Consider the following 22,071-nt stretch of genomic DNA (forward strand, 5'->3'; position numbering starts at 1 on the left):
AGGGCTTCACTAGACTGGCGGGGATGTCCGGATCAGTTCAGTCCGCGCTGCGCGGCTACAGCACGTTCCTGCGCTCACCCGAGGGGCGCCCCGCCCTGCTCGGGCTGCTCGGCGCCGCCCTGACCACGCTGGGCAGTTTCGGCGCGGGCGCGATCCGCGTGCACGACACCACCCTCGAGGCGACCCACCTGTCGTGGCTGCGCTTCGGGCACGGGCTGGTGCTCAGCTCGATCCTGTTCTGGACGGGGATCGCGCTGCTCGTGATCGCGTGGGTCCGGCTGGGGCGCGGCGCGCTCGCCGGGCGGCTCGAGGTCCCGCAGGTCGCGGGCACCGTCGCCCTGTGGATCGCGCCGCTGCTGGTGGCCGTGCCCCTGTACTCGCGCGACGCGTACTCGTACCTCGCCCAGGGCGCCCTGCTGCGCGACGGCTTCGATCCCTACGTCGACGGCCCCGTCGTCAATCCGAACGGGCTCCTCGACGACGTGAGCGGCATCTGGACCACGACCACCGCGCCCTACGGTCCGCTGTTCATCCTCATCGCGAAGTGGATCACCCAGCTGTGCGGCGACAACGTCCTCGCCGGCGTCATCGCGCTGCGCCTGGCCATGCTGCCGGGCATCGCACTGTCGGTGTGGGGCGTGACGAAGCTGGCCCGGCACTTCGGCGCGAAGCCGGCGGTCTCGCTGTGGTTCGCGGTGCTCAACCCGCTGGTGATCGTGCACCTGGTGGGCGGCGTGCACAACGAGGCGCTCATGGTCGGGCTAATGGTGACCGGGATCGCGCTGGTGCTGGATCGCCGACCCGCGATCGGCGTCATCGTCATCGTCATCGGCTTCGCTGTGAAGAGCACGGCCGCGCTCGCGCTGCCCTTCGCGGTCTGGATCTGGTTCCATCAGCGGCGCTCCGCCCACCCGGCCGAATCGGCACCGCTGGCCTTCGTGAAGGTGGGATCGTCCGCCGTCGCGATCTTCGTGGCCCTCGCGGGTGCCTTCTCGCTCATCGCTGGTGTCGGCCTCGGATGGCTCAGCGCGCTGGCGGGCTCGCTGAAGATCATCAACTACATCTCACTACCGACGGCGACGGCCCAGATCATCGCGCTCGTCGTCTCCCCCTTCACCGACCTGCACCTGGCACCGATCCTCGTCGTAACGCGCGCCCTGGGCATCGCCGTACTCGTGCTCACGCTGGTCGCGCTGTGGTGGCGGTTCCGGCAGGACGAGCGGCGCAACGTCATGGGGATCATGTTCAGCTTGCTCGCGGTGTGCGTGCTCTCCCCCGCGTCGCTGCCCTGGTACTACACGTGGCCACTGGCCGTCGCGGGCGCGTTCACCTGGTCGCGACGCACGCTGGCGATCATCGCGGGGCTGTCCGTGTGGCTCATGATCGTCTTCATGCCCACGGGCTCGATCGGCCTCTATTCGCTGTGGAACGTCGCCTTGGCCGTGGCGCTGGGCGCGCTGGCCGGATGGTCGCTGCTCAGCCCGGACCCGCTGAAGGTGCGGCCGAGACTCGGCCTGGAGCCCGCCCCGGTCTGAGCGCGCCTAGAACGCCATCGACTGCGCGCGGCGGATCATCTCGCGCGCGGAATCGGTGTGCAGCAGCTCGGCGGGGCAGCCGTCCAGGTCCTCCTGCGGCGCGAACAGCCAGCGCAGGATCTCGTCGTCGTGGAAGCCGCCGTCGTGCAGCACCACGAGCAGGCCGGTGAAGTGCTTGGCGATGGAGAAGCGCCCGTCGACCTCCCCGAAGAACAGCCGCGGGATGTGCAGCTCGCCACCGCGCCGCACCGCGAGCAGTTGACGGTCGCGCAGCAGTTGCAGGACCTTCGACTGCGACACGCCGAGTCCCTTGGACACGGTCGCGAGGTTGTACGTAGCGGTGCCTTCGGGCAGCAGATCGTCGCTGAGATGCGGGACGGAGCTCACCGTCACACTGTACCCAGCGTGCGGATTCGGCCCTTCCACCCCCGGGGTCGCTAGGCTGAACTGTCGACACCGCCCACATCGAGAGGACCCGGAGAAGGTGAACACCCCGCGTGACCGGCTGATCGGTGCCCGCATCGAGGGCCGCTACCGCATCGATGCGGTGATCGCGCGTGGCGGCATGTCCACCGTCTACATGGGCCTCGACCTGCGACTCGACCGGCCCATCGCCATCAAGGTGATGGACCCGAAGTACGCCGCCGATGCGCAGTTCGTCTCCCGGTTCGAGTTCGAAGCCCGCGCCGTCGCCAAGCTCAAGGACCCCGGCCTCGTCGCCGTCTACGACCAGGGCGTCGACGGTGAGCTGGCCTTCCTCGTCATGGAGCTGGTCACGGGCGGCACGCTGCGCGAACTGCTGGGCGAGCGCGGCCCGATGCCGCCGCACGCCGTCGCCGCGGTGATGGGCCCCGTCCTCACCGCTCTGGGCACCGCCCACCGCGCCGGCCTCGTGCATCGCGACGTGAAGCCCGAGAACGTGCTCATCTCCGACGGTGGCGAGGTCAAGGTCGCCGACTTCGGTCTCGTCCGCGCGATCGCGGCGGCGTCCGTGACGAGTTCGTCGGTGATCCTCGGCACGGCGGCGTACCTCTCCCCCGAGCAGGTCGAGTCCGGCAACGCCGACCCCCGCTCCGACGTCTACTCGAGCGGCATCCTGGTCTACGAGCTGCTGACGGGCCAGGTGCCCTTCACCGGCGACACCGCGATCTCGCTGGCCTACCAGCGCCTGCACAACGACGTCCCGCCGCCGAGCGCGGCGATCGCCGGGGTGCCGCCGGAGTTCGACGAGTTCGTCGCCCGCGCCACGCACCGCGACCCGGCGCAGCGCTACGCCGACGGCTTCGCCATGGCGGAGGCGCTCAGCGCGATGGCCGACGAGCTCGACCTCCCCCCGTTCACGGTCCCCGCGCCGCAGTCCAGCGCGGAGCAGCGCGCGGCCGCGGCGATGTACGCGCAGCGCGGCGAGCCACTGATCCCGGCCGCGGCCGAGCCCACGGGCGCGCTCATGCCCGGACAGCCCGTGCCCGGCGTCCCCCCTGTGGCGCCGGTCGCGCCCGCGCCCACACTCGCGCAGCCCGCGCCGCCCCCGACCGGGCTGCAGCACACCCGCGCCGAGACCATGCACGAGCCGCTGCCCTCGGAGGGCGCGGAGCCGCAGTGGATCCCCCCGAAGAAGAACCGGGCCAGGTCCTGGATCATCGTCGCGATCATCGCGGCGATCTCCCTGCTCCTGGCCTTCGGCGGCTGGTGGCTGGCGTCGGGCCAGTACACCTCGGTGCCCAATGTCACGGGGATGGACCGCGCCGCCGCGGAGAAGACGATCAAGGACGCGGGCCTCGACGTGGCGCTGGACGGCACGTACAGCAACGACGTCACCGAGGACACGATCACCGGCCTGGACCCGGCGGCGGGCAGCCGGATCAGCAGGTTCGGCACCGTCACCATCAAGTACTCGCGTGGGCGGCCGACGGTGCCCCAGTTCCGTCCCGGCGACAGCCCGGAGAACGTCGAGAAGCTCCTGCGCGAAAGCGGCCTGCAGCCCAAGCGCGGCCCCGCGCAGTTCAGCCGTGACATCGCGCAGGGCGGCGTCATCGGGCTCTCCCCCACCCCGGGTACGCGCGTCGCCGTCGGTTCGACGGTGACGGTGGTCGCCTCCGCCGGCAATCAGCCCGTCGACATCCCCGACGTCCGCGGCAAGTCCCCCGACGAGGCGACGACGCTGCTGCGCTCGGCGGGCCTCACGGTGAAGGAGACCAAGCAGCAGTTCGACGCCGGAACCGAGGCCGGGAAGGTCTTCGGCACCGACCCATCGGGCCAGGTGAACAAGGGCGGCAGTGTCACGCTCCTGGTATCCAACGCGCTGACGGTGCCCGACGTCATCGGGAAGACCTCCGCCGAGGCACAGCAGCAGCTGCAGCGCGCGGGGCTCGTCGCCGAGCTCACGGGCGAGACCGGCTCGGGATCGGTGGTCACCTCGACCAGTCCGTCGCCGGGAGGCCGCGTGGACCCCGCGAACACCCGGGTCACGGTCACGATGGCCTCGCGGGTGACGGTGCCGTCGGTGACCGGGATGAACGTCGGCCAGGCGCGTTCCGTGCTCCGCGACGCCGGCCTGCAGGTCAAGGTCAACGGCATCTTCGCCTCGGACAAATCGCAGGTCATCTGGCAGGACCCGGGCGGCGGCTCGCGCGTCCAGGCCGGCTCGACGGTGACCGTCACAGCACTGCCGTGATCCCCTCGGGGCCGTCGAAGCACTGATCCCCCGGCGCACCGTCGTCCTGCGGGATAGCCTGTGCCGCATGAACCGGACCTCCGCCTGGAACCGCGTCGCCGCCCTCGCCGCGATCGGCACGATCACCCTCGCGGGCTGCACCGCGAACTCCTCCTCCGACGGCGCACCGCCGTCGTCGGCGCCATCCTCGTCGGCCGCGGCCCGCGGCGTCGCCGGCCAGGTGGCGTCGCTGCTCGCGGAGGCGAAGCAGGCCTTCGACTCACCCACCCGCGTCTCCACCGCGGGCAACACGGACAAGACCGTCGACAACATGGCGGTGGTCGAGCAGAAGCTCCTGGCGGCCTCCGCCCTCGCCCCGTACCGCGCCGACCTGCTCTTCAGCGCGGCATCGGCGCGGATCGCGCAGAAGAACGTTCCCGGTGCGCTGGAGCTGTACCGCAAGGTGCTCGACGTCGCGCCGGACGACGACGATGCGCACACCTACCTCGCGGTCTGGAACCGCTTCCTCGGCGACGCCGCCGGATCCGCCGCCGAGGTCGAGCAGCTGCGCCGGAGCGCGCCCGACCGCGTGCCCGAGGTGAAGGCCCTGTTCGCCGCCGTCGATCAGGCGGTCGGATCCACCCTCACGGACTCGTCACCGCAGACCGCGCCGCCGAACACGGGCGTCGTGGTGCTCGGCTACGCGTTGAAGAAGGACGGCACGATGGACGCACCGCTCGTCCAGCGCCTGGAGAAGACCCTCGAGGTGGCCCGGGCCCTGCCGGACGCGCCGATCGTCGTGACCGGCGGCGTCGAGCAGGCAGGCAACACCGAGGGCGCGCTGATGAAGAACTGGCTCGTCCAGCGCGGCGTGGACGCGGCACGGATCACGGACGAGAACTTCGCCCGCACCACCGTCGAGAACGCGCTGTACAGCTCCTACGTACTGGCCACGAAGCGGGTCGATCACGCGATCCTGATCAGCTCCGCGAGCCACGTGCGGCGCGGCACCGTCGACCTGACGCTGGCCGCGCGGGAGAACCTGCCCGCGACCTTCACCGTGAGTTCCGTGGCGGCCGTGGACAAGCCGCTCGCCGACCTGGCCGTCCCGTCGGCCGACGAGCTGCGCAGCATCTACCGTGACGCGCTCAGCACGATCGGCCTGTGGAGCTACCGCAGCGCCCCGATGCTGCAGCGCTGACTCAGCCGCGCAGCACGCCGCGCAGGTCGTCGAGGACCGCCGGGTTCTCGATGGTCGACGGGACCGCCTCGTCGCGCCCCTCGGCGATGGCGCGCATGCTGCGCCGGAGGATCTTGCCGGAGCGGGTCTTCGGCAGGGCCGCGACGATCGCGACCTCCTTGAGCGCTGCGACGGCGCCGATGTTCTCACGCACCCGCTGCACGATCTCCGCGCGCACGATGTCGTGGTCCCAGTCGACGCCGGCCTTGAGCGCCACCAGCGCGCGCGGCAGCTGTCCCTTGAGCTGATCCGCCACGCCGATCACGGCGCACTCGGCGACGGCGGGGTGTCCGGCGATCGCGGCCTCCAGCGCGCCGGTCGAGAGCCGGTGGCCCGCGACGTTGATCACGTCGTCCGTGCGCCCCATGACGAACAGGTAGCCGCCTTCGTCGAGGTAGCCGCCGTCGCCCGTGAGGTAGTTGCCGGCGAACGCCGACAGGTAGGAGTCGATGTACCGCTGGTCGTCGCCCCACAGCGTGGGCAGTGTGCCGGGCGGCAGCGGCAGCGAGATCACCACCGCGCCTTCGGTACCCGAGGGCACGTCCCGCCCGGCGTCGTCGACGATGCGCACCCCGTAGCCGGGCACCGGGACGGTGGCGCTGCCGGGCTTGACCGGCATCGGCTCGACGCCGCGCAGGTTCGCCGCGATGGGCCAGCCGGTCTCGGTCTGCCACCAGTGGTCGATCACCGGTACACCCAGCTTCGCGGACGCCCACTCGTAGGTGTCGGGATCCAGCCGCTCCCCCGCCATGAACAGGGTACGCAGGCCGGAGACGTCGGAGCGCGTGAGGAACTCGGCGTCCGGGTCCTCCTTGCGGATCGCGCGCAACGCCGTCGGCGCGGTGAAGAGATTGCGCACGCCGTGGCGTTCGATCACGCGCCAGAAGGCGCCGGCGTCGGGGGTGCCGACGGGCTTGCCCTCGTAGACGACGGTGGTGGCGCCGATCAGCAGCGGCGCGTAGACGATGTAGCTGTGGCCGACGACCCACCCGACGTCGGACGCCGTCCACCACACCTCTCCCGGGTGCGCGTCGTAGATCGCGCGCATCGAGTAGCTCAGGGCGACGGCGTGACCGCCGTTGTCGCGCACCACGCCCTTCGGCTTCCCCGTGGTGCCGGACGTGTAGAGGATGTACAGCGGGTCGGTGGCCGCGACCGCGACCGGATCCGCCGGCCGCGCTGCGGCTTCCGCCGCGGCCCAGTCGTGATCGAGCGGGCCGAGTTCCGCTGTGAGCTGGGGCCGCTGCCACACCACGACGGCGTCGGGTTTCGCCGTCGCGGCGTCCACGGCGGCGTGGACGATCGGCAGGTACGGCAGCACCTTGGCGCCCTCGAGCCCGCACGACGCGGTGACGATGACCTTCGGCCGTGCGTCGTCCAGGCGCGCCGCGAGTTCCGGCGCCGCGAAGCCGCCGAAGACCACCGAGTGCACCGCCCCGATCCTCGCGCACGCCAGCATCGCGACCACGGCCTCGGTGATCATCGGCAGGTAGACCACCACGCGGTCGCCCTTGGTCACGCCGAGGGCCGCCAGCACGCCGGCGAAGTTCGCGACCCGCTCCAGCAGCTGCGCGTAGGTGAGCGTGTGCACCTCACCCGTGATCGCGGAGTCGTGGATCACCGCCGGCTGATTCCCTCGGCCCGCCGCCACGTGCCGGTCGACCGCGTTGGCGCAGGTGTTGAGCTCCGCACCGGGGAACCAGCGGTAGAGCGGGGCGTCCGATTCGTCGAGGATCTGCGACGGCGGCACGATCCAGTCGATCGCGGCGGCCTGCTCGGCCCAGAAACCCTCGGGATCGGTCATGCTGCGGCGGTACTCGTCTGCGTAGGCACCCATGCACAGCATCGTCCCAGGGCTCCCGTGCCGGGTCCGGGGAATGCCGGGATTGCGCCGCGCGTCACCGGAAGGACCGCCACCTGTCACCGGGCCTTGTTAGCCTCCACGCAACCCGACCAGCCGGATGGACGCGCTATGGCACAGATGAACCCGGGAGCACGCCCACGGTGCGCGCTCGACACCATGCCCGCCGAGGACCGGCGCGCGATCGAGGAATCGAACTCGGTGCGCTCGCTGCTGACCATCCGATTCAACGGCGGCGCCGTGGGCATGCTGCTCCCGGTCGCGCTCATCGTGGTGGACTTCGCGACGTCCGGCGAGTACTGCGTCCGCGTACGGGATTCGCTCAGCGCCTATTACCACTCGGGCGCGCGGGACATCTTCGTGATCGGCCTCGGCATCGTCGGATTCCTCTTGATCTCCTACAAACGCGATCGACGGTCCGCCGCGAACGTGATGAGCTCTATCGCTGGCATCGCGGCGATCGGTGTGGCCGCCTTCCCCACCCGCCTGCCGGGTCCGATCCCCGTCGGCGAGTGCGGCGCCGGCGCGGCGCCTCCGGTGCTCACCGCACTCCAGAACGCACTCGGCGAAGACCGGACGGCCCTGGTCCATACGGTCTCCGCCCTCGTGGTCTTCGCGATGTTCGTGCTGATGTGCGTCACAACGGCGCTGCACGACCGCCGGAATCCGTTCCTGCGGCCCGCGGTGGCCGGCCCCGGGAGCAGCGCGTGGCGTCGACTGCTGGCCCGGGTGTCCAACGGCGCCGACTGGCGCGTGCACCTGGGGTGCGCGGTGACGATCGTCGTCGTCAGCGGACTGTGCGCGCTCGCCTCGGCGACGCGTGCGGTCCTCCCGCTGCACCTCGGCCCGCTGTGGGTGGCTGAGGTGGTGGGAATCCTCGCCTTCTCGGCGTCATGGTTCGTCAAGGGCCTCGACGACATGTTCTTCCGGCGCGAGCCGTGGTCACAGCGCGAGGTCTCCGACATCCGGATGGCGGTCGCGAAGGGTGAGACGCTGCGCGTCGCGCCGTGCGCATCGCCGGAGAGCACGGCGTCCCCCGACGCTGCGGCGGCCACCGATCCCGGTGTCACGGAGATCCGCTACACCGTGTAGCCGGCAACGGAATCGTCAGCCGCGCAGCATCTCCGCGACCAGGAAGGCCAGCTCGAGGCTCTGCTGCGTGTTCAGGCGCGGATCGCACGCGGTCTCGTAGCGGCCGGCGAGGTCGGCGTCGGAGATGTCCTGCGCGCCGCCGAGGCACTCGGTGACGTTCTCACCGGTGAGCTCCACGTGCACGCCACCGGGGTGCGAGCCGATGGCGCGGTGCACCTCGAAGAAGCCCTGGACCTCGTCGACGATGCGGTCGAAGTGGCGGGTCTTGTAGCCCGTCGAGGACTCGTGCGTATTGCCGTGCATCGGGTCGCACTGCCAGATCACCTTGTGGCCCGTGGCCTCGACGGCCTCGACGATCGGCGGCAGGGCGGTGCGCACGTTGCCGTTGCCCATGCGCGAGATCAGGGTCAGGCGGCCCGGCTTGTTGTGCGGGTCCAGCCGCTCGACGTACTCCACCGCCTGCTCGGGCGTGGTCGTCGGGCCGATCTTGACGCCGATCGGGTTGTTGATCAGCTCCATGAAGGCGATGTGCGCGCCGTCGAGCTGGCGGGTGCGCTCCCCGATCCAGAGGAAATGCGCCGACAGGTTGTAGAGCACCTGCTGCGCCTCGGGGTCGTCCGGGTTGTCGGCCAGCCGCAGGAGACCGCGCTCGTAGTCGAGCACCAGCGCCTCGTGGCTGGAGTAGATGGTGGCGGACTTGAGGTTCCGGTCCTCCACACCGCACGCGGCCATGAACCGCAGGCCGCCGTCGATCTCGGCCGCGAGCGCCTCGTACCGGGCGCCCGCGGGCGAATTCGCGACGAACTCGCGGTTCCACTCGTGCACCTTGTGCAGGTCGGCCATGCCGGAGCCGGTCACCGCGCGCACCAGGTTCATGGCGGCGCTCGCATTGGCGTAGGCACGGATCAGGCGCGACGGATCGTGCTTGCGGACGGCCTCCTCCGGCGGGAAGCCGTTGACCATGTCGCCGCGGTAGCTGGTCAGGCCCAGGGCGTCGGTGTCCGAGGAGCGCGGCTTGGCGTACTGGCCGGCGATGCGTGCGACCTTGACCACCGGCATCGATGCGCCGTAGGTCAGGGCGACGGCCATCTGCAGCAGGGTGCGGATGTTCGCGGCGATGTGCGGCTCGGTGTTGTCGACGAAGGTCTCGGCGCAGTCGCCGCCCTGCAGCAGGAAGGCGCGGCCCAGTGCGACCTCGGCCAGCTGCTCCTGCAGCGACTGGATCTCGGGGGCCACGGTGATCGGCGGCACCGACTCCAGGACGGTGCGCATCGCGTCCGCCTGCTCCCGGGGCCAGCTCGGCTGCTGCAACGCCGGCTTGGCCAGCGCGTCGTCGAGGCGCTCACGCAGGTCACCCGGCAGGGCCGGGAGCTTGGGGAGGGTATCGATGGGGACGTCGACGGTCCAGTTCACTGCCACGTGAGCAAGATTACGCGGTCATGATCGCCCGGTACTTCGCGAGGTTGTGCCGGGCGTCCGCGAGGGCGTCGTGGGCGTCCGCGGGGGCCGCGGGCAGGTACGGGCGCCCGCGCTCGTCCCACAGCTGCTTGAGCTCGCGGGTGAACCGCGGCATGGATCGTGGCAGCGCCGTCATCGGGCCCCAGAGCTGGCACAGCGCCACGTGATCGTAGGCCGCCACCCACGCCCACAGCTCGATGTCGCCGGGGCCGGCGGTGAGGAAATCGAGCACACCGTCGCGGATCGAGGCCCGGGACTGCCACGCCTTGCTCGCGGGCGGCGGAAGCTTGGGCAGCACGTTGGCGCGCACCCACGGCCCAGCCCGCTCCGGATCGAACTCGGTGGAGACCGCGTAGAACTCGCGCCCGTCCTCCCCTACGATGCCGATGGAGACCAGATCTATGACTCTGCCGTCCTCGATGAATTCCAGGTCATAGAAATAGCGCATGGGCAGTCAGGTTACGCGGCGCCGGCCTCGCGCTCCTCGCCCGGCACGACCACGCCGTCCTTCACGTCCTGCGCGTAGACGTCCACGTACGCCTGGCCGGAGAGCTTCATCAGCTCGTACATCACCTCGTCGGTGATGGCGCGCTCGATGAACCGGTTGCCGGACATCCCCTCGAACCGGGAGAAGTCCAGCGGCTTCCCGATGCGGATCTGCACCTTCGTCGGGTGCGGCAGGGTGGAGCCGGGCGGGTTGAACTTCTCGGTGTCGACCATCGCGACGGGGATGATCGGCGCGCCGGTCTCCAGCGCCATCCTGGCCATGCCCGTCTTGCCCTTGTACAGACGCCCGTCGGGGCTGCGGGTGCCCTCGGGGTAGAGCCCCAGGAGCTGGCCGTCGTTGAGCGCGCCGACACCGGCGTTGAGCGCGTCCTGCGCCGCGCTCGCGCTGCCCCGGACGATGGGGATGCAGCCCACGGACGAGAAGAACCACTTCTTGAAGGCGCCCTTGGCACCCCTACCGGTGAAGTACTCGCTCTTCGCCAGGAACTTGATGGGCCGCGGCACCATGAGCGGCAGGAAGAACGAGTCCATCACCGCCAGGTGGTTGCTCGCCAGGATCGCCGGCCCGTCCTCGGGCAGGTTCTCCACGCCGACGACCCGCGGCCGCCCCAACAGTCGCAACACCGGTCCGATCAGGACCCACTTGAAGACCATCCACCACATGTCGCCCAGCTCTCACTTACGAAGCCCGTCGTGCTGCATCACACTCTACCGACGATGCCCGCCGGGCGCGGGTCAGAGCACCTGCGAGAGGAAGGTGCGCAGGCGGTCGCTCTCGGCGTCCTCGAACAGCTTCTCCGGCTTGCCGGCCTCGACCACCTTGCCGGCGTCCATGAAGACGACGGCGTCGGAGACGGTGCGGGCGTAGCCCATCTCGTGGGTCACCACCACCATCGTCATCCCCTCGGCCGAGCACTCGGTCATGAGGGCGAGGATGCCCTTGACGAGCTCCGGGTCGAGAGCGGACGTGGCCTCGTCGAAGAACATCACCTGCGGGCGCATGGCCAAGGCTCGCGCGATGGCGACGCGCTGCTGCTGGCCGCCGGACAGGCTCGACGGTCGCGCATCGGCCTTCTCCCGCAGGCCGACGACCTCGAGCTCGGCGAGCGCGAGCTCACGCGCCTCGTCGGCGCTCAGGCCCCGGAGCTTGCGCGGACCCAGCGCGACGTTCTCCGCCACCGTCTTGTGCGGGAACAGGTTGAACTGCTGGAAGACCATGCCGATGCGGCGGCGCAGCTCGTCCGGGTCGTCCTTCAGGACGGACCGGCCGTCGAGCAGGATGTCGCCCGACTGGGGCTCGTGCAGCCGGTTCAGCACGCGCAGCAGCGTCGACTTACCGGACCCGGAGGGGCCGATCACCGTCGTCGTGGTGCCGGCGGGAACATCGATGTCGACGCCCCGCAGCACGTGGTTGGAGCCGAACGCGAGGTGCAGGCCCTTGCCCTCGAGCGAGACGGGCACGATCGGCGTCTTCCCGGGCACGGCGGGCTTGGTCGTGGTCGTCCCCGCCTCGGCCTGGGGCTCGGAGGGAGTGGAGTTCTCAGTCACTGTGGGTCAGCCCTTCTCCGCGGCGAGGTCGAGTTCGACGGGGGTCTGCTCCCGCTTTCCCGAGCGCAGGCGCGTGTCGATGTAGTTCACGAGGTGGGTCAGCGGCACCGTCAGGACCAGGTAGAACAGGCCCGCGGCCACGAGCGGCGAGAGGTTGCCAGTGTTGGCGTTGAGGTCACGACCGACGGCGAACAGCTCGCGCTGCGACGCCAGCAGGCCGAGGAAGTAGATCAGCGAGCTGTCCTTGATCAGCGAGATGAACTGGTTCATCAGCGCCGGGAGCACCCGGCGCACGCCCTGCGGGATGATCACCAGCGACATGGACTGGCGGTAGCTGAAGCCGATCGCGCGCGAGGCCTCCATCTGCCCCGCCTCGACGGACTGGATGCCGGAGCGGAAGATCTCGCCGATGTACGCCGCGGCCAGCAGGCCGAGGGCGATCGCGCCGAGCCAGTACGGGTTGTTGCCGGTGATGTCCTTGACGATCGGCCCGATTCCGAGGCCGAAGAGCAGGATCACGACCACCGCGGGCAGGCCGCGGAAGACGTCGGTGTACACCCGGGCGGGCCAGCGCAGCCAGCGCGTGCGGGAGATGCCCGCCACGGCCAGCAGCAGACCGATCACAGTGCCGATCAGGCCCGAGACGATCGCCAGGATCAGTGTGTTCGGCAGACCCGTCTTGAGCAGGTACGGGAAGGCCTCGCGGTACAGGCTCCAGTTGAAGAAGGTGTCGCTCAGCTGGGCGAGGGCGCCCTTCTGCTCCGCGGCGCCCTGCGCGGGCTTGTCCTTCGCATTCGCCTTGGCGATCGCCGCGAAGTCGGGCAGCTGCGGCTCGGGAGCCGCCTTCGACCCCGGCTTCCAGCCCTTCGGCATCTCGCGCGGCGCCCAGTCCGTGTAGAGCTTGGCGTAGGTGCCGTCGGCGATGATCGCGTCGAGGCCGGTGTTGAGGGCGTCGACCAGCGGCTGGTTGCCCTTCGCCACGGCCCAGCCCACGTAGTTGTTGACCGAGAAGGTGTTCTCGACGATGGCCGTGCCGTCGCTGGGCTTGACCTGCCCGTCCGCCTGGGCCGACGGTGCGATCCACGCGTCGATCTGCCCCGAGCGCAGGTTCGCGTAGGCGGTGGCGTAGTCCGGGTACTTGACCGGCTCCAGCTTCAGCACGTTCTTGACGTACTCGTCCTGGACCGTGCCCTGCACCACGCCGATGCGGTTGCCGGCGGTGAGGTTGTCGAAGCCCTTGATCGGCGAGCCGGACTTGACCACCAGCGAGAAGTAGCCGAAGTCGTAGCCGTTGGTGAAGGCCACCGTCTGGCGGCGCGCGTCCGTCGTGGTGATCGACGACGAGCCCACGTCGTAGCGCTTGGTGGCCACGGCCGAGAGCAGGCCGGAGAACTCGGTGCCCGAGAACTCGATCTTCAGGCCGAGCTTCTGCGCGATCGCCTTGAGCAGCTCGTTGTCGAAGCCGGTGTACTGGCCCGTCGCCTGGTTCAGGCAGATGCTCGGCGGCGCGTCACCCAGGGTCCCGACGGTGATCGTGCCCGGCTTGATCAGCCCGAGCGCGTCGCGGTTGATCGACTCGAGCGGCACCACGCCCGGCGTCGTGTACTTGTCGACGTCCTGGTTGCCCGCCGCGGCGAGGTTGAGGGGCGCGGCCGACGCGGAAGCCTCACCGGGAGGGGCGCACTTGCCGGCATCGGGCGCGGCGGCGGCCATGCCCACCGGGGACACGAGCGCGAGGAGGAGGCCGAGCAGCGGAATCACGGCGAGAAGCCGCAGGCTCCGGGCCGTTCTGGGTGCAGTCACGCGTGAACCCTACGGTGTCATCGATCGGAAGACGAGATTTAGGATCGTCCGTGATCGCAATGCCCGTCCGTCGTCACCGGCTGACGGCGTCCCGCGCGAGCGCGGCGGCCCCGAGCATGCCGGCACGCTCGCCGAGCTCCGTGGCCCGGATCCGGGCCTTGCGCCGGTACTTCCCGCCGGTCAGCTGCCGCGCGTAGTGCTCGCGGGCATCGTCGAGGAACAGGCGCGACGACGCGCCGACCCCGCCGGACAGCACGATCAGGTCGGGATCGAAGACATCGCATACCATCGCCAGGCCGACGCCGAGCCACCGGGCCAGCTCCCCCACCGCTTCCTGCGCCACCGGATCGCCGGCCTCCGCGGCCGCGGCCACCTTGCGGCCCGTCAGCGATCCCGGATCGTCGGCGAGCTCCCGCGCGAGTTGCACGCCGCGCGAACCGGAACCGCCCATCAGGTCGATGGCGGTCTCCACCAGAGCCGTCCCGCTGCAGTAGCGCTCCCAGCAGCCCGCCTTCCCGCACTCGCACGGCCGACCGTCGGGCACGACCTGCAGGTGGCCGAGCTCCGGCGCGACCCCGAAGGCGCCGCGGTAGAGCGCGCCGTCGATGAGCAGCCCCGCCCCGATCCCGGTACCGAGTGCGACGACGCAGGTGACGTGCGCCTGCCGGGCGGCGCCGTGCACGAACTCCGCCCACGCCGCCGAGTTCGCGTCGTGCTCCATCACCACCGGCAGCCCGATGCGCGCGGCCATCTCCGACGGGACCTTGGCCTCGCGCCACGGGAGGTGCGGCGCGAAGGCGACGACCTGCCGTGACGGGTCCAGGAAGCCCGCGACGGCCAGGCCGACGGCGCGCACGTCGTGTTCGACCCGCAGCTCCTGTACCACCCGGTCCAGGCACCGTTCGAGGGCCGCGGCGCTGCGGGGCGTCTCCGCTCGCGCCGTGTCGATCACGGTCCCGTCCGCGGTCACGACGCCGGCGCGGACCGAGGTGCCGCCGATGTCGATGCCGATCGTCAGCGTCATGCGTACGGATCCTCCTCGTGCGGCCCGTCGGCTCCGCCCCCGGCGCCGGAATCGGTGCCGCCCAGGCGGATGTCGATGCGCTCGTAGCCGGCGGCCTGCGACGAGGACGCGGGCTGCGCGGGCTCGTCGGGACCGGCCGTATCCGGCTCCTCGGGCGGGGTTGCTCCCACGGTCGAGAGGTAGTCGGCCGCGACGGCCGCCGCGGCGATCCGGGCGCTGCCGAGCAGTTCCTCGGCGAGCCGGAGCACGTCGGCGAGAACCTCGTCGGCGAAGTGCCCGAAGGACTTCGACGCCTCCGCGGCGAAGGGCTCGATGTGCCGCGCGACGGCGCCGCCGAGGGCGCACAGGCGGCAGGCGCCGGGGTCACCGTCGGGGTGCGCGGAGTGCTCGGCCAGCGCGGCGGCGATCCACGGGCGGGCCGTCTCGAACAGCCGGGCCGCGGACGCGAGGAACTCCTCGGAGGGATCGGGGGTGGGATCAGCCACGGGGCCACACCTCCGGGTCGGGGACGAAACTCACGCGCAACTCCCCATCCTCGTACGTGGCGCCCGCAACGACGCAGCGGCGCAGCACCGACGGTAGCCGCATCCGGCGTCGAACACCCTGCGCTTCGACGACGACGTCCTCCTCGACGCGGCCGAGACCGATCGTGGAGGGATCCACCAGCGGCAGCGTGATCGACCATTCGTACCGCGCATCGAGTCCAGCCCCGCCCGTCGACCGGACGGCGGGAACCGGCACCGCCACGGGGGCTGCGTCGAGGATCGCAGCGGCGTCCCAGGTCAGTGCGGCTGCGGCGGCGGGGGTGCGGATCGGCTCGGCCGCCTCGGCGGCCTCGATGACGGGGCGGTCGAGCACCGTCGCCACCTCCGCGAGGGCCTCGCGGGCGTCGTCCTGCGCCGCGACCCGCGCCCGCACCAGGCGGACCGCCGGATGCGGCAGGTCGAGTGCGAAGCGGTCGTCGACGTCGATCATCCGGTTGAGGACCAGCGCCACGGGCCGTAGGCCGAGCACCTCGAGCGCGGCGAGTTCCGCGCGGGCGAGGGCCGGGCGCCCGGCGTCCCCCGTCGCGACGTGGACCAGTTCGAGGACGGTCCGATCGGCGACGAAGGCCGCGAGCTGATCCGCGAGCCCGGCGAGCGGCTCGGCCAGGAGCAGCGCGGCCAGCGCGCCTGCGGCCGGACCGGACGCGGGGCCCGACAGCCGCACGTGCCGCGGCCAGACCCGCTCGAGGTACGCCGCGAGCGATGCGGGCGCCGTCAGCAGCGAGAGGAGCCCGTCGAACGCGGGGCCGTCGACGACGACGGTGCGGTACTCCCCCGACTCGACGTGTCCGCGCACCGCGCGGAGAACGAGGATGTGCTCCGCGTCGGCGAGGCCGGTCAGCTCGGGCGGTTCGAGGGCGAAGGGATCGAAACCGCCCGCGGTGTCGCCGCTCTCGCCCCCGAGACCGCGCCCGGCGCGCACCGTCGCAGACAGGCTCCCCCACCACTGCGCGAGCAGTTCGACCGGGTTGAAGTGGACGTGGTCGAAGGCCCCGGTGCCGTCCGCCAGTAGCGGGTCGACGGTCCGCCCGACGGTGACCAGCAGCGCGCGCCCGCGCTCCGCCGCGCGCGACGCGAGCGCCGTGGCCACGGTGGTGCGGCCCGATCCCCCGGCTCCCGAGACCAGCAGGAGGCGGGTCGCGGAGCCTTCCCCGGACATCAGGATTCGGCCGCCGACTCGCCCTCGACGTGGCGCTTGAGCTCCTTGAGGGCGGTGTCGGTGATCGCCTTCTCCGCCTTGCGGCGGAGCATCCCGAGCATCGGGATCTGCAGGGTGACCTCGAGCGTGTAGGTGACGGTGGTCCCGGATCCGTCCGCCGACGGGGTCAGGTCGTAGCGGCCGTGCTGCGTGCTCTGCAACGTGCTCGCCGCGAGGTCCCACTCCACGGACCGGCCGCCGGGCGCCCAGCGGTACTCGAGCTCGTAGGTGTCGCGGAGGAAGCCCTCCTCCAGGACGAAGCGCACCCGGCGCGGCATCCCGTCGGGTGTGGTCTCCAGGACGGTGACCTCACGCGCGGCGGACACCCATTCGGGGTAGCGGTCGAAGCCGGAGATCGCCGCCATGATCGCCTCCGGCGGCGCCGCGATGACGATCGATTCGCGGGTGCGGTCCGCGTCAGACACGCTCCACCTCCCCGGCGGCGGGGCCGCCCAGGATCCGGCCGGCCTCGGCGGTGAACTTCACGTCGAACATCACGTCGTGGCCGCGGACCCGGCGCTCGCGCACGTCCGCGACGATCTGCTCGGGCGTCATCGGCCGCGCCGGTTCCGCGTGCAGGAAGTAGTGCAGCAGGCTGCCGTCGAGGTGCGGCTCGATCCAGAACTCCGAGGTCCCGGTCGCGGCACCGTCGACCTTCCACCGGATGCCGAGCTCACCCCGGTCCTCGGTGACGGTCAGGCGCAGGTCGGGGAACCAACCGCGCCACCGCTGCGCGCCCGCCATCGCGGCGGCCACGGCACTCGGGTGGGCGGCGACGAAGGCGACGTCGGCCACTTGGATGGTGCTCACCTCCTAAGCTTCACACATCCGGTCGCGGGGCGGACGGTGCCGGGTCGGTTCGGGCCGGAAGGGGCCGTGTGCAGCGGTGTAAGGTTCACCACAAAACCGTCGTTTGCGACCCGGAGGATTCGTGCGCGAGATCAGTGTTCCCGCCAACTACACCATCGACCCCTCGGCCTCGACGGTCGACGTCGTCTTCGACGTGGCTCGCACGGACCCGGACAGCGTCCGGGTCAAGCGCCTGGTCGCGGGAACCTGGGAGCCGGTGACCTCCAAGCAGTACGAGCAGGAGATCCTCGGGGTCGCCAAGGGGCTCATCGCGCAGGGAGTGCAGCCGGGTGACCGCGTCGCGCTGGTGTCCTCGACGCGCTACGAGTGGCCCGTCATCGACTTCGCCATCTGGGCGGTCGGCGCCGTCACCGTGCCGGTCTACGAGACCAGCTCCGCCGGGCAGATCGACTGGATCCTCGAGGACTCCGACGCCGTGCTGATGATCATCGAAGGGCCGAAGCAGGCCGCCGAGGTCGCCGAGCTCACGAGCCTCCACAAGGTGCAGCGGGTCCTGCAGATCGAGGCGAAGGAGGGCGAGAAGGGCGCCGTCGAGACGCTCACCGCCGAGGGCGCCGACGTGACCGACGAGCAGGTGCACGCGGGCCGCGCCGGCGTCAAGGCCGACGACCTCGCCACGCTGATCTACACCTCGGGTACCACGGGCCGGCCCAAGGGCTGCGAGCTCATGCACTCGAACCTCATGAGCGAGGCCGAGGCGATCCTCGCTTCGCCCTTCGGCGACGCCATCCGCGGCGGCTCCAACGTGATGTTCCTGCCGCTGGCGCACGTGCTGGCCCGCGCCGTCAACATCGCCTGCTTCAAGGGCGGCGCCGTGGTCGGTCACTTCAACGACACCAAGAACCTGGTGCCCCAGTTCTCCGTCTTCCAGCCGACGCTGATCCTGTCGGTGCCGCGCGTCTTCGAGAAGGTCTTCGCCTCCGCACAGCAGAGCGCCGTGGACGGCGGCAAGGGCAAGATCTTCGACGCGGCCGTGCAGACCGCCATCGAGTACAGCCAGGCGCAGGACACCGGCGGCGCCGGCCTCATCCTCAAGGCCAAGCACACGCTGTTCGACAAGCTCGTCTACGGCAAGCTCAAGGCGGCCCTGGGCGGGAACTGCAAGGTCGCGATCTCGGGCGGCGCTCCCCTGGGCGCGCGCCTCGGCCACTTCTTCCGCGGCGTCGGCGTCACGGTCATGGAGGGCTACGGCCTCACCGAGACCACCGCGGCCATCACCGTGAACGTGGCGGGCGCGCAGAAGATCGGTACCGTCGGGCGGCCCCTGGCCGGGCAGGCCGCGAAGATCGCCGAGGACGGCGAGATCCTGCTCAAGGGCTCCGTGGTCTTCCGCGGTTACTGGGGCAACGAGGAGGCCACGAAGAGCGCGATCGAGGACGGCTGGTTCCACACCGGCGACCTGGGCTCGATCGACGATGACGGCTTCCTGTCGATCACCGGCCGCAAGAAGGAGCTCATCGTCACCGCCGGTGGCAAGAACGTCTCCCCCGCCGGCCTGGAGGACGCGCTGCGCAGCAACCCGCTGATCTCGCAGGCCATGGTCGTCGGCGACGCGCAGCCCTTCATCGCCGCGCTCGTCACCATCGATCCGGAGGCCTTCCCGCAGTGGAAGGCGGCGAACGGCAAGCCCGAGTCCGCCACCGTCGCCGACCTGCGCAACGATCCCGACCTGGTCGCCGAGATCAACAAGGCCGTCGCCGCCGCCAACGACACCGTCTCCAAGGCCGAAGCCATCAAGAAGGTGCGCATCCTGCCGGAGGACTTCTCCGAGGAGACCGGCGAGATGACGCCCACGATGAAGGTCAAGCGCAACGTCGTCTCGAAGAAGTACGCGGACGACATCGCCGAGATCTACGCCCAGTAGGCCCGGACATCGAACCGCCGCACCGGACTTCCGGTGCGGCGGTTCTGTTCTTCCGCCCCCCCGACGGCGCCGCTGGGCCGCCTACTTCGGCCGTCCGGACTCGTCGATGGGAAACGAGCGGAACTCCCACCGGCCCGCTGCCCCCTTGATCGTGAGTGTGAACCGGGTGTCGCCCCGCCGCATACCCACGCGGTACTCGCAGCGCACGACGTACGCAAAGATCTCCTCTCCGAAGGAGGATGTGATCGCGAGCGTGGACGTACGTTGCGGGAGCGTGTCGAGCACCGCATCGCTGATCCTCAGCGTCACCTTGTCGAGTTCTTCAGCGCCGGGAACAGCGATCCGTGCCTCCCCTGCCGCCTCGACGAAGGCCTGCCGCACCTGCACCGAAGTGACCCCGCTCGTCCACGTGTGGCGGCTGCTGCCGTACGCGCCATTGCCGTACGCGGCGATCGGCACCTCCGACCTCGCGCACGTCGACTCCGCACGGGTCACCGCTTCGACCACGATCGACGGCTCACGATCTCCGGAGCAACTCACCGCCGCGACCGCGGCGAGCACCACTACTCCCGAACGCAATGCCCGTTTCATACATTGAACATACGCCATACTGAATAACAGGTCTTCGCCCATGCTCGGCGACTACACGATCGGGCGGTGCTTTCCGCTCAGTACGGGCTGAGGAGGGTCTGGAGGCGATGGCCGAGACGGCGCCAGTCGAAGTGCTCGGCCACGAGCTCACGTCCGCGGGCACCCATCGCCGCGGCACGATCGGGATCCGCCAGCACACCGGCCACGGCATCCGCGATCGCCTCCACATCGCGTCCGGGCACGACGTGCCCCGATTCCCCCTCCCAGACCGTCTCGGGCGCACCTCCGGAGTCACCGGCCACCACGGGCTTGCCGGTCGCCGAAGCCTCGAGGAAGACGATGCCGAGCCCTTCCACGTCCAGGCCCGCGCCACGAGTACGGCAGGGCATGGCGAAGACATCGCCCAGGTTGTGGTGCGCCGCGAGCTCGTCGAACGGAACGGTCCCGGTGAAGTTCACCTGATCCTCGACACCGACCTGCCGCACCAGTTTGTGCAGTGTCTCGGCGTAGGGACCACCGCCCACGATCACCAGCTTCGCCCCCGGCACCCGCGCGCGGATCCGCGGCAGAGCGCGGATCAGCATGTCCTGCCCCTTCCGCGGCACCAGCCGCGAGAGGCACAGCACGACGGGTTCGTCGGCGCCGAGTCCGTACCGCGCCCGCAGCTCGGCACGTGCGGCCTCGTCGGGCTTGAAGACGTCGGTGTCGACGCCGGGCGGAAGGTGCTCCAGCGCGGCGCGCGGGCCGAACGCCGCCGCGAACCTGCCCCGGGTGTACTTGCTGACGTAGGTGGTCACGTCCGTGGTCTCGCCGATGCGGCGCAGGCAGGCACGCGAGGGCGGCAGCATGGACCATCCCACCTCGTGACCGTGGGTGGAAGCGACGGTGCGCACCGCGCCCGCATCCTTGAGCGGGGCACCGAGCAGAGCGAGCGGCGCGGCGGCGCCGAACCAGACGGTCTCGATGTCGCGGGAGCGCACCAGGTCCCGAGCGCGGGACAGTGCGTCGGGGGTGGGCAGCAGCAACGTCGTCGGGTGTCGGACCACCTCGAAGGGCTGCGCGGCGTCGTACTCGTCGCTGCCGCGCCAGCGTGATGCGTAGACGACGAGCTCATCGGCGGGCAGCTGCCGCACGAACGCTTGGAGATAGGTCTGGATGCCGCCGGGACGGGGCGGGAAGTCGTTGGTGACCAGCAGCGTGCGCGGCATGGTGCCCAAGCCTAGCTAGTAGCGGACCGCCGAGTTGTACGGGCCCGCCGCGTCGATCGGCACGACCTGCACGGGAACGCCGAAGGTGGAGGCGTGCACGACCTTCCCGTCGCCCACGTACATGCCGACGTGCGTGGCGGCCGAGTAGTAGACGATGAGGTCGCCCGGCTGGAGCTCGCCGCGGGAGACGGGGCGCCCGCCGCTGAGCTGGGCCTGCGAGGTGCGCGGCAGGGACTTACCGGACTGCTGGTACGCCCAGACCATGAGGCCGGAGCAGTCGAACTGGCCGGGGCCGGTACCGCCCCACGCGTACGGGCTGCCGACACGAGTGAGCGCTGCGCGCACCGCGGCGAGTTCGGCCGTGCTGCCCGCGGGCACCTTGCTCGGGTCGAACGGCGTGGGCGGGCCGATGAGCGTCTGGCGCTGCGCCCCGGTGAGCCGGTCGTAGATGGACTTGATGCGCGCGATCTCCTGAGCGAGACGCGACTTCTTCTCCTTGAGCTCCGCCGCTTTACGCTCCGCCTCGGTCCGCGTCGTCTCCGCGGACTTGGCGGCGTCCGAGGCCCTGGTGGCGGCCGAATCGGCGGCGGCCTTCGACTTCTTGTAGGCGTCGACGGTGGCGACGACATCGCGGTTGATGAAGTCGAGCGTCGACATCTGGTCGAGCATCTGCTGCGGCGAGTCGCTCACGAGCAACGCGTAGGTGCGGTTGGTGCGCGATCCCTTGTAGTTCGCGACCACCACGGCGTCGATCTGCGGCTGCAGCGCCGCCTTCCGCGCCTGCACGGCGGCGACCTCGCGCTTCGCGGCCACGAGCGTCGCATCAGCGGCGCGCTTGGCGGCCGTGGCCTTCTCGGCCTCCTCCTGTGCCGCCTTGGCCGCCTCATTGGTGCCGGAGGCCTGCTCGGACAGCGCCTGGTACTGCTTCAGTGCGGCATCGGCCGTGTCGGGATCCGCGGTGGCGCTGCCGGCCACGGTCAGCCCTGCGACGAGAGCCAGCGCGGCCGACGCTGCGGTGGCGCGGTGCGCGAGGGATCGATGGGAGAAGGTCGATGACACGGCCGAGCGGGTCCT

Annotated in this window: 20 protein-coding genes; 5 read left to right on the forward strand and 15 right to left on the reverse strand. The window is 70.8% G+C overall.

Annotated features, from left to right (window positions below):
- Positions 1-23 precede the first annotated feature (23 nt).
- A complete protein-coding gene (locus tag FK268_RS00940) occupies positions 24-1,535 on the forward strand; it encodes an alpha-(1->6)-mannopyranosyltransferase A (RefSeq protein ID WP_146430278.1) in 1,512 nt (503 codons plus the stop codon).
- Positions 1,536-1,541: 6 nt separating this feature from the next.
- Here the strand turns inward: FK268_RS00940 and FK268_RS00945 are convergent, their stop codons facing one another.
- A complete protein-coding gene (locus FK268_RS00945) occupies positions 1,542-1,922 on the reverse strand; it encodes an Rv2175c family DNA-binding protein (RefSeq protein ID WP_146430280.1) in 381 nt (126 codons plus the stop codon).
- A 97-nt stretch (positions 1,923-2,019) separates the two neighbouring features.
- Here FK268_RS00945 and pknB point away from each other — a divergent pair, with 97 nt between their 5' ends.
- Both pknB and FK268_RS00955 read left to right on the forward strand, forming a co-directional pair.
- A complete protein-coding gene (pknB, locus tag FK268_RS00950) occupies positions 2,020-4,209 on the forward strand; it encodes a Stk1 family PASTA domain-containing Ser/Thr kinase (protein WP_146430282.1) in 2,190 nt (729 codons plus the stop codon).
- A 67-nt stretch (positions 4,210-4,276) separates the two neighbouring features.
- A complete protein-coding gene (locus FK268_RS00955) occupies positions 4,277-5,389 on the forward strand; it encodes an ElyC/SanA/YdcF family protein (RefSeq protein WP_146430284.1) in 1,113 nt (370 codons plus the stop codon).
- Position 5,390: 1 nt separating this feature from the next.
- On the opposite strand, the gene FK268_RS00960 is transcribed toward FK268_RS00955, so the two are convergent.
- Entirely contained in the window at positions 5,391-7,265 is a 1,875-nt protein-coding gene (locus FK268_RS00960; RefSeq protein WP_146430286.1) for an acetate--CoA ligase, read from the reverse strand.
- A gap of 135 nt (positions 7,266-7,400) precedes the next feature.
- Here FK268_RS00960 and FK268_RS00965 point away from each other — a divergent pair, with 135 nt between their 5' ends.
- Positions 7,401-8,381, forward strand: coding sequence for a DUF998 domain-containing protein (locus tag FK268_RS00965; protein WP_146430288.1), 981 nt, complete (start codon positions 7,401-7,403; stop codon positions 8,379-8,381).
- Between the two features lie 15 nt (positions 8,382-8,396).
- On the opposite strand, the gene FK268_RS00970 is transcribed toward FK268_RS00965, so the two are convergent.
- The 10 genes from FK268_RS00970 to FK268_RS01015 form a co-directional block, all read right to left on the reverse strand.
- Positions 8,397-9,794, reverse strand: a complete 1,398-nt coding sequence (locus FK268_RS00970) for a class II 3-deoxy-7-phosphoheptulonate synthase (protein ID WP_146431775.1) — start codon at positions 9,792-9,794, stop codon at positions 8,397-8,399.
- Between the two features lie 16 nt (positions 9,795-9,810).
- Complete coding sequence (locus tag FK268_RS00975) at positions 9,811-10,287, reverse strand: polyadenylate-specific 3'-exoribonuclease AS (RefSeq protein ID WP_146430290.1); 477 nt, start codon at positions 10,285-10,287, stop codon at positions 9,811-9,813.
- A gap of 11 nt (positions 10,288-10,298) precedes the next feature.
- Positions 10,299-11,009, reverse strand: a complete 711-nt coding sequence (locus FK268_RS00980; protein ID WP_146430292.1) for a lysophospholipid acyltransferase family protein — start codon at positions 11,007-11,009, stop codon at positions 10,299-10,301.
- A gap of 72 nt (positions 11,010-11,081) precedes the next feature.
- The gene (locus tag FK268_RS00985; RefSeq protein ID WP_146431777.1) at positions 11,082-11,828 is read right to left on the reverse strand and encodes an amino acid ABC transporter ATP-binding protein; all 747 of its coding nucleotides are present in this window, start codon (positions 11,826-11,828) and stop codon (positions 11,082-11,084) included.
- Between the two features lie 72 nt (positions 11,829-11,900).
- On the reverse strand, positions 11,901-13,607 hold the full coding sequence (locus FK268_RS00990) for an ABC transporter substrate-binding protein/permease (RefSeq protein ID WP_146431779.1): 1,707 nt from the start codon (positions 13,605-13,607) through the stop codon (positions 11,901-11,903).
- Positions 13,608-13,770: 163 nt separating this feature from the next.
- Positions 13,771-14,721 (reverse strand): ROK family protein, encoded by a 951-nt coding sequence (locus FK268_RS00995; RefSeq protein ID WP_146430294.1) that lies wholly within the window; start codon positions 14,719-14,721, stop codon positions 13,771-13,773.
- On the reverse strand, positions 14,718-15,206 hold the full coding sequence (locus FK268_RS01000; RefSeq protein ID WP_146430296.1) for a hypothetical protein: 489 nt from the start codon (positions 15,204-15,206) through the stop codon (positions 14,718-14,720). Before FK268_RS01000 ends, FK268_RS00995 begins: the two co-directional genes overlap by 4 nt.
- On the reverse strand, positions 15,199-16,425 hold the full coding sequence (locus tag FK268_RS01005) for an ArsA family ATPase (RefSeq protein ID WP_146430298.1): 1,227 nt from the start codon (positions 16,423-16,425) through the stop codon (positions 15,199-15,201). The genes FK268_RS01000 and FK268_RS01005 overlap by 8 nt, the downstream gene beginning before the upstream one ends.
- Positions 16,425-16,889, reverse strand: coding sequence for an SRPBCC family protein (locus FK268_RS01010; RefSeq protein WP_146430300.1), 465 nt, complete (start codon positions 16,887-16,889; stop codon positions 16,425-16,427). Before FK268_RS01010 ends, FK268_RS01005 begins: the two co-directional genes overlap by 1 nt.
- Positions 16,882-17,274: a hypothetical protein gene (locus FK268_RS01015; RefSeq protein WP_146430302.1), complete on the reverse strand. Its 393-nt coding sequence runs from the start codon at positions 17,272-17,274 to the stop codon at positions 16,882-16,884. The genes FK268_RS01010 and FK268_RS01015 overlap by 8 nt, the downstream gene beginning before the upstream one ends.
- Before the next feature lie 121 nt (positions 17,275-17,395).
- Here FK268_RS01015 and FK268_RS01020 point away from each other — a divergent pair, with 121 nt between their 5' ends.
- Positions 17,396-19,198 (forward strand): AMP-dependent synthetase/ligase, encoded by a 1,803-nt coding sequence (locus FK268_RS01020; protein ID WP_146430304.1) that lies wholly within the window; start codon positions 17,396-17,398, stop codon positions 19,196-19,198.
- Between the two features lie 81 nt (positions 19,199-19,279).
- Here FK268_RS01020 and FK268_RS01025 read toward each other — a convergent pair whose 3' ends face one another.
- The 3 genes from FK268_RS01025 to FK268_RS01035 form a co-directional block, all read right to left on the reverse strand.
- Positions 19,280-19,789, reverse strand: coding sequence for a hypothetical protein (locus tag FK268_RS01025; RefSeq protein WP_146430306.1), 510 nt, complete (start codon positions 19,787-19,789; stop codon positions 19,280-19,282).
- 77 nt (positions 19,790-19,866) lie between these two features.
- A complete protein-coding gene (locus FK268_RS01030; RefSeq protein WP_146430308.1) occupies positions 19,867-20,997 on the reverse strand; it encodes a glycosyltransferase family 4 protein in 1,131 nt (376 codons plus the stop codon).
- Between the two features lie 15 nt (positions 20,998-21,012).
- Positions 21,013-22,056, reverse strand: coding sequence for an NlpC/P60 family protein (locus FK268_RS01035; RefSeq protein WP_146430310.1), 1,044 nt, complete (start codon positions 22,054-22,056; stop codon positions 21,013-21,015).
- Between the last annotated feature and the right edge of the window lie 15 nt (positions 22,057-22,071).

The organism is Tsukamurella sputi (assembly GCF_007858445.1).
Lineage (GTDB): Bacteria > Actinomycetota > Actinomycetes > Mycobacteriales > Mycobacteriaceae > Tsukamurella > Tsukamurella sputi.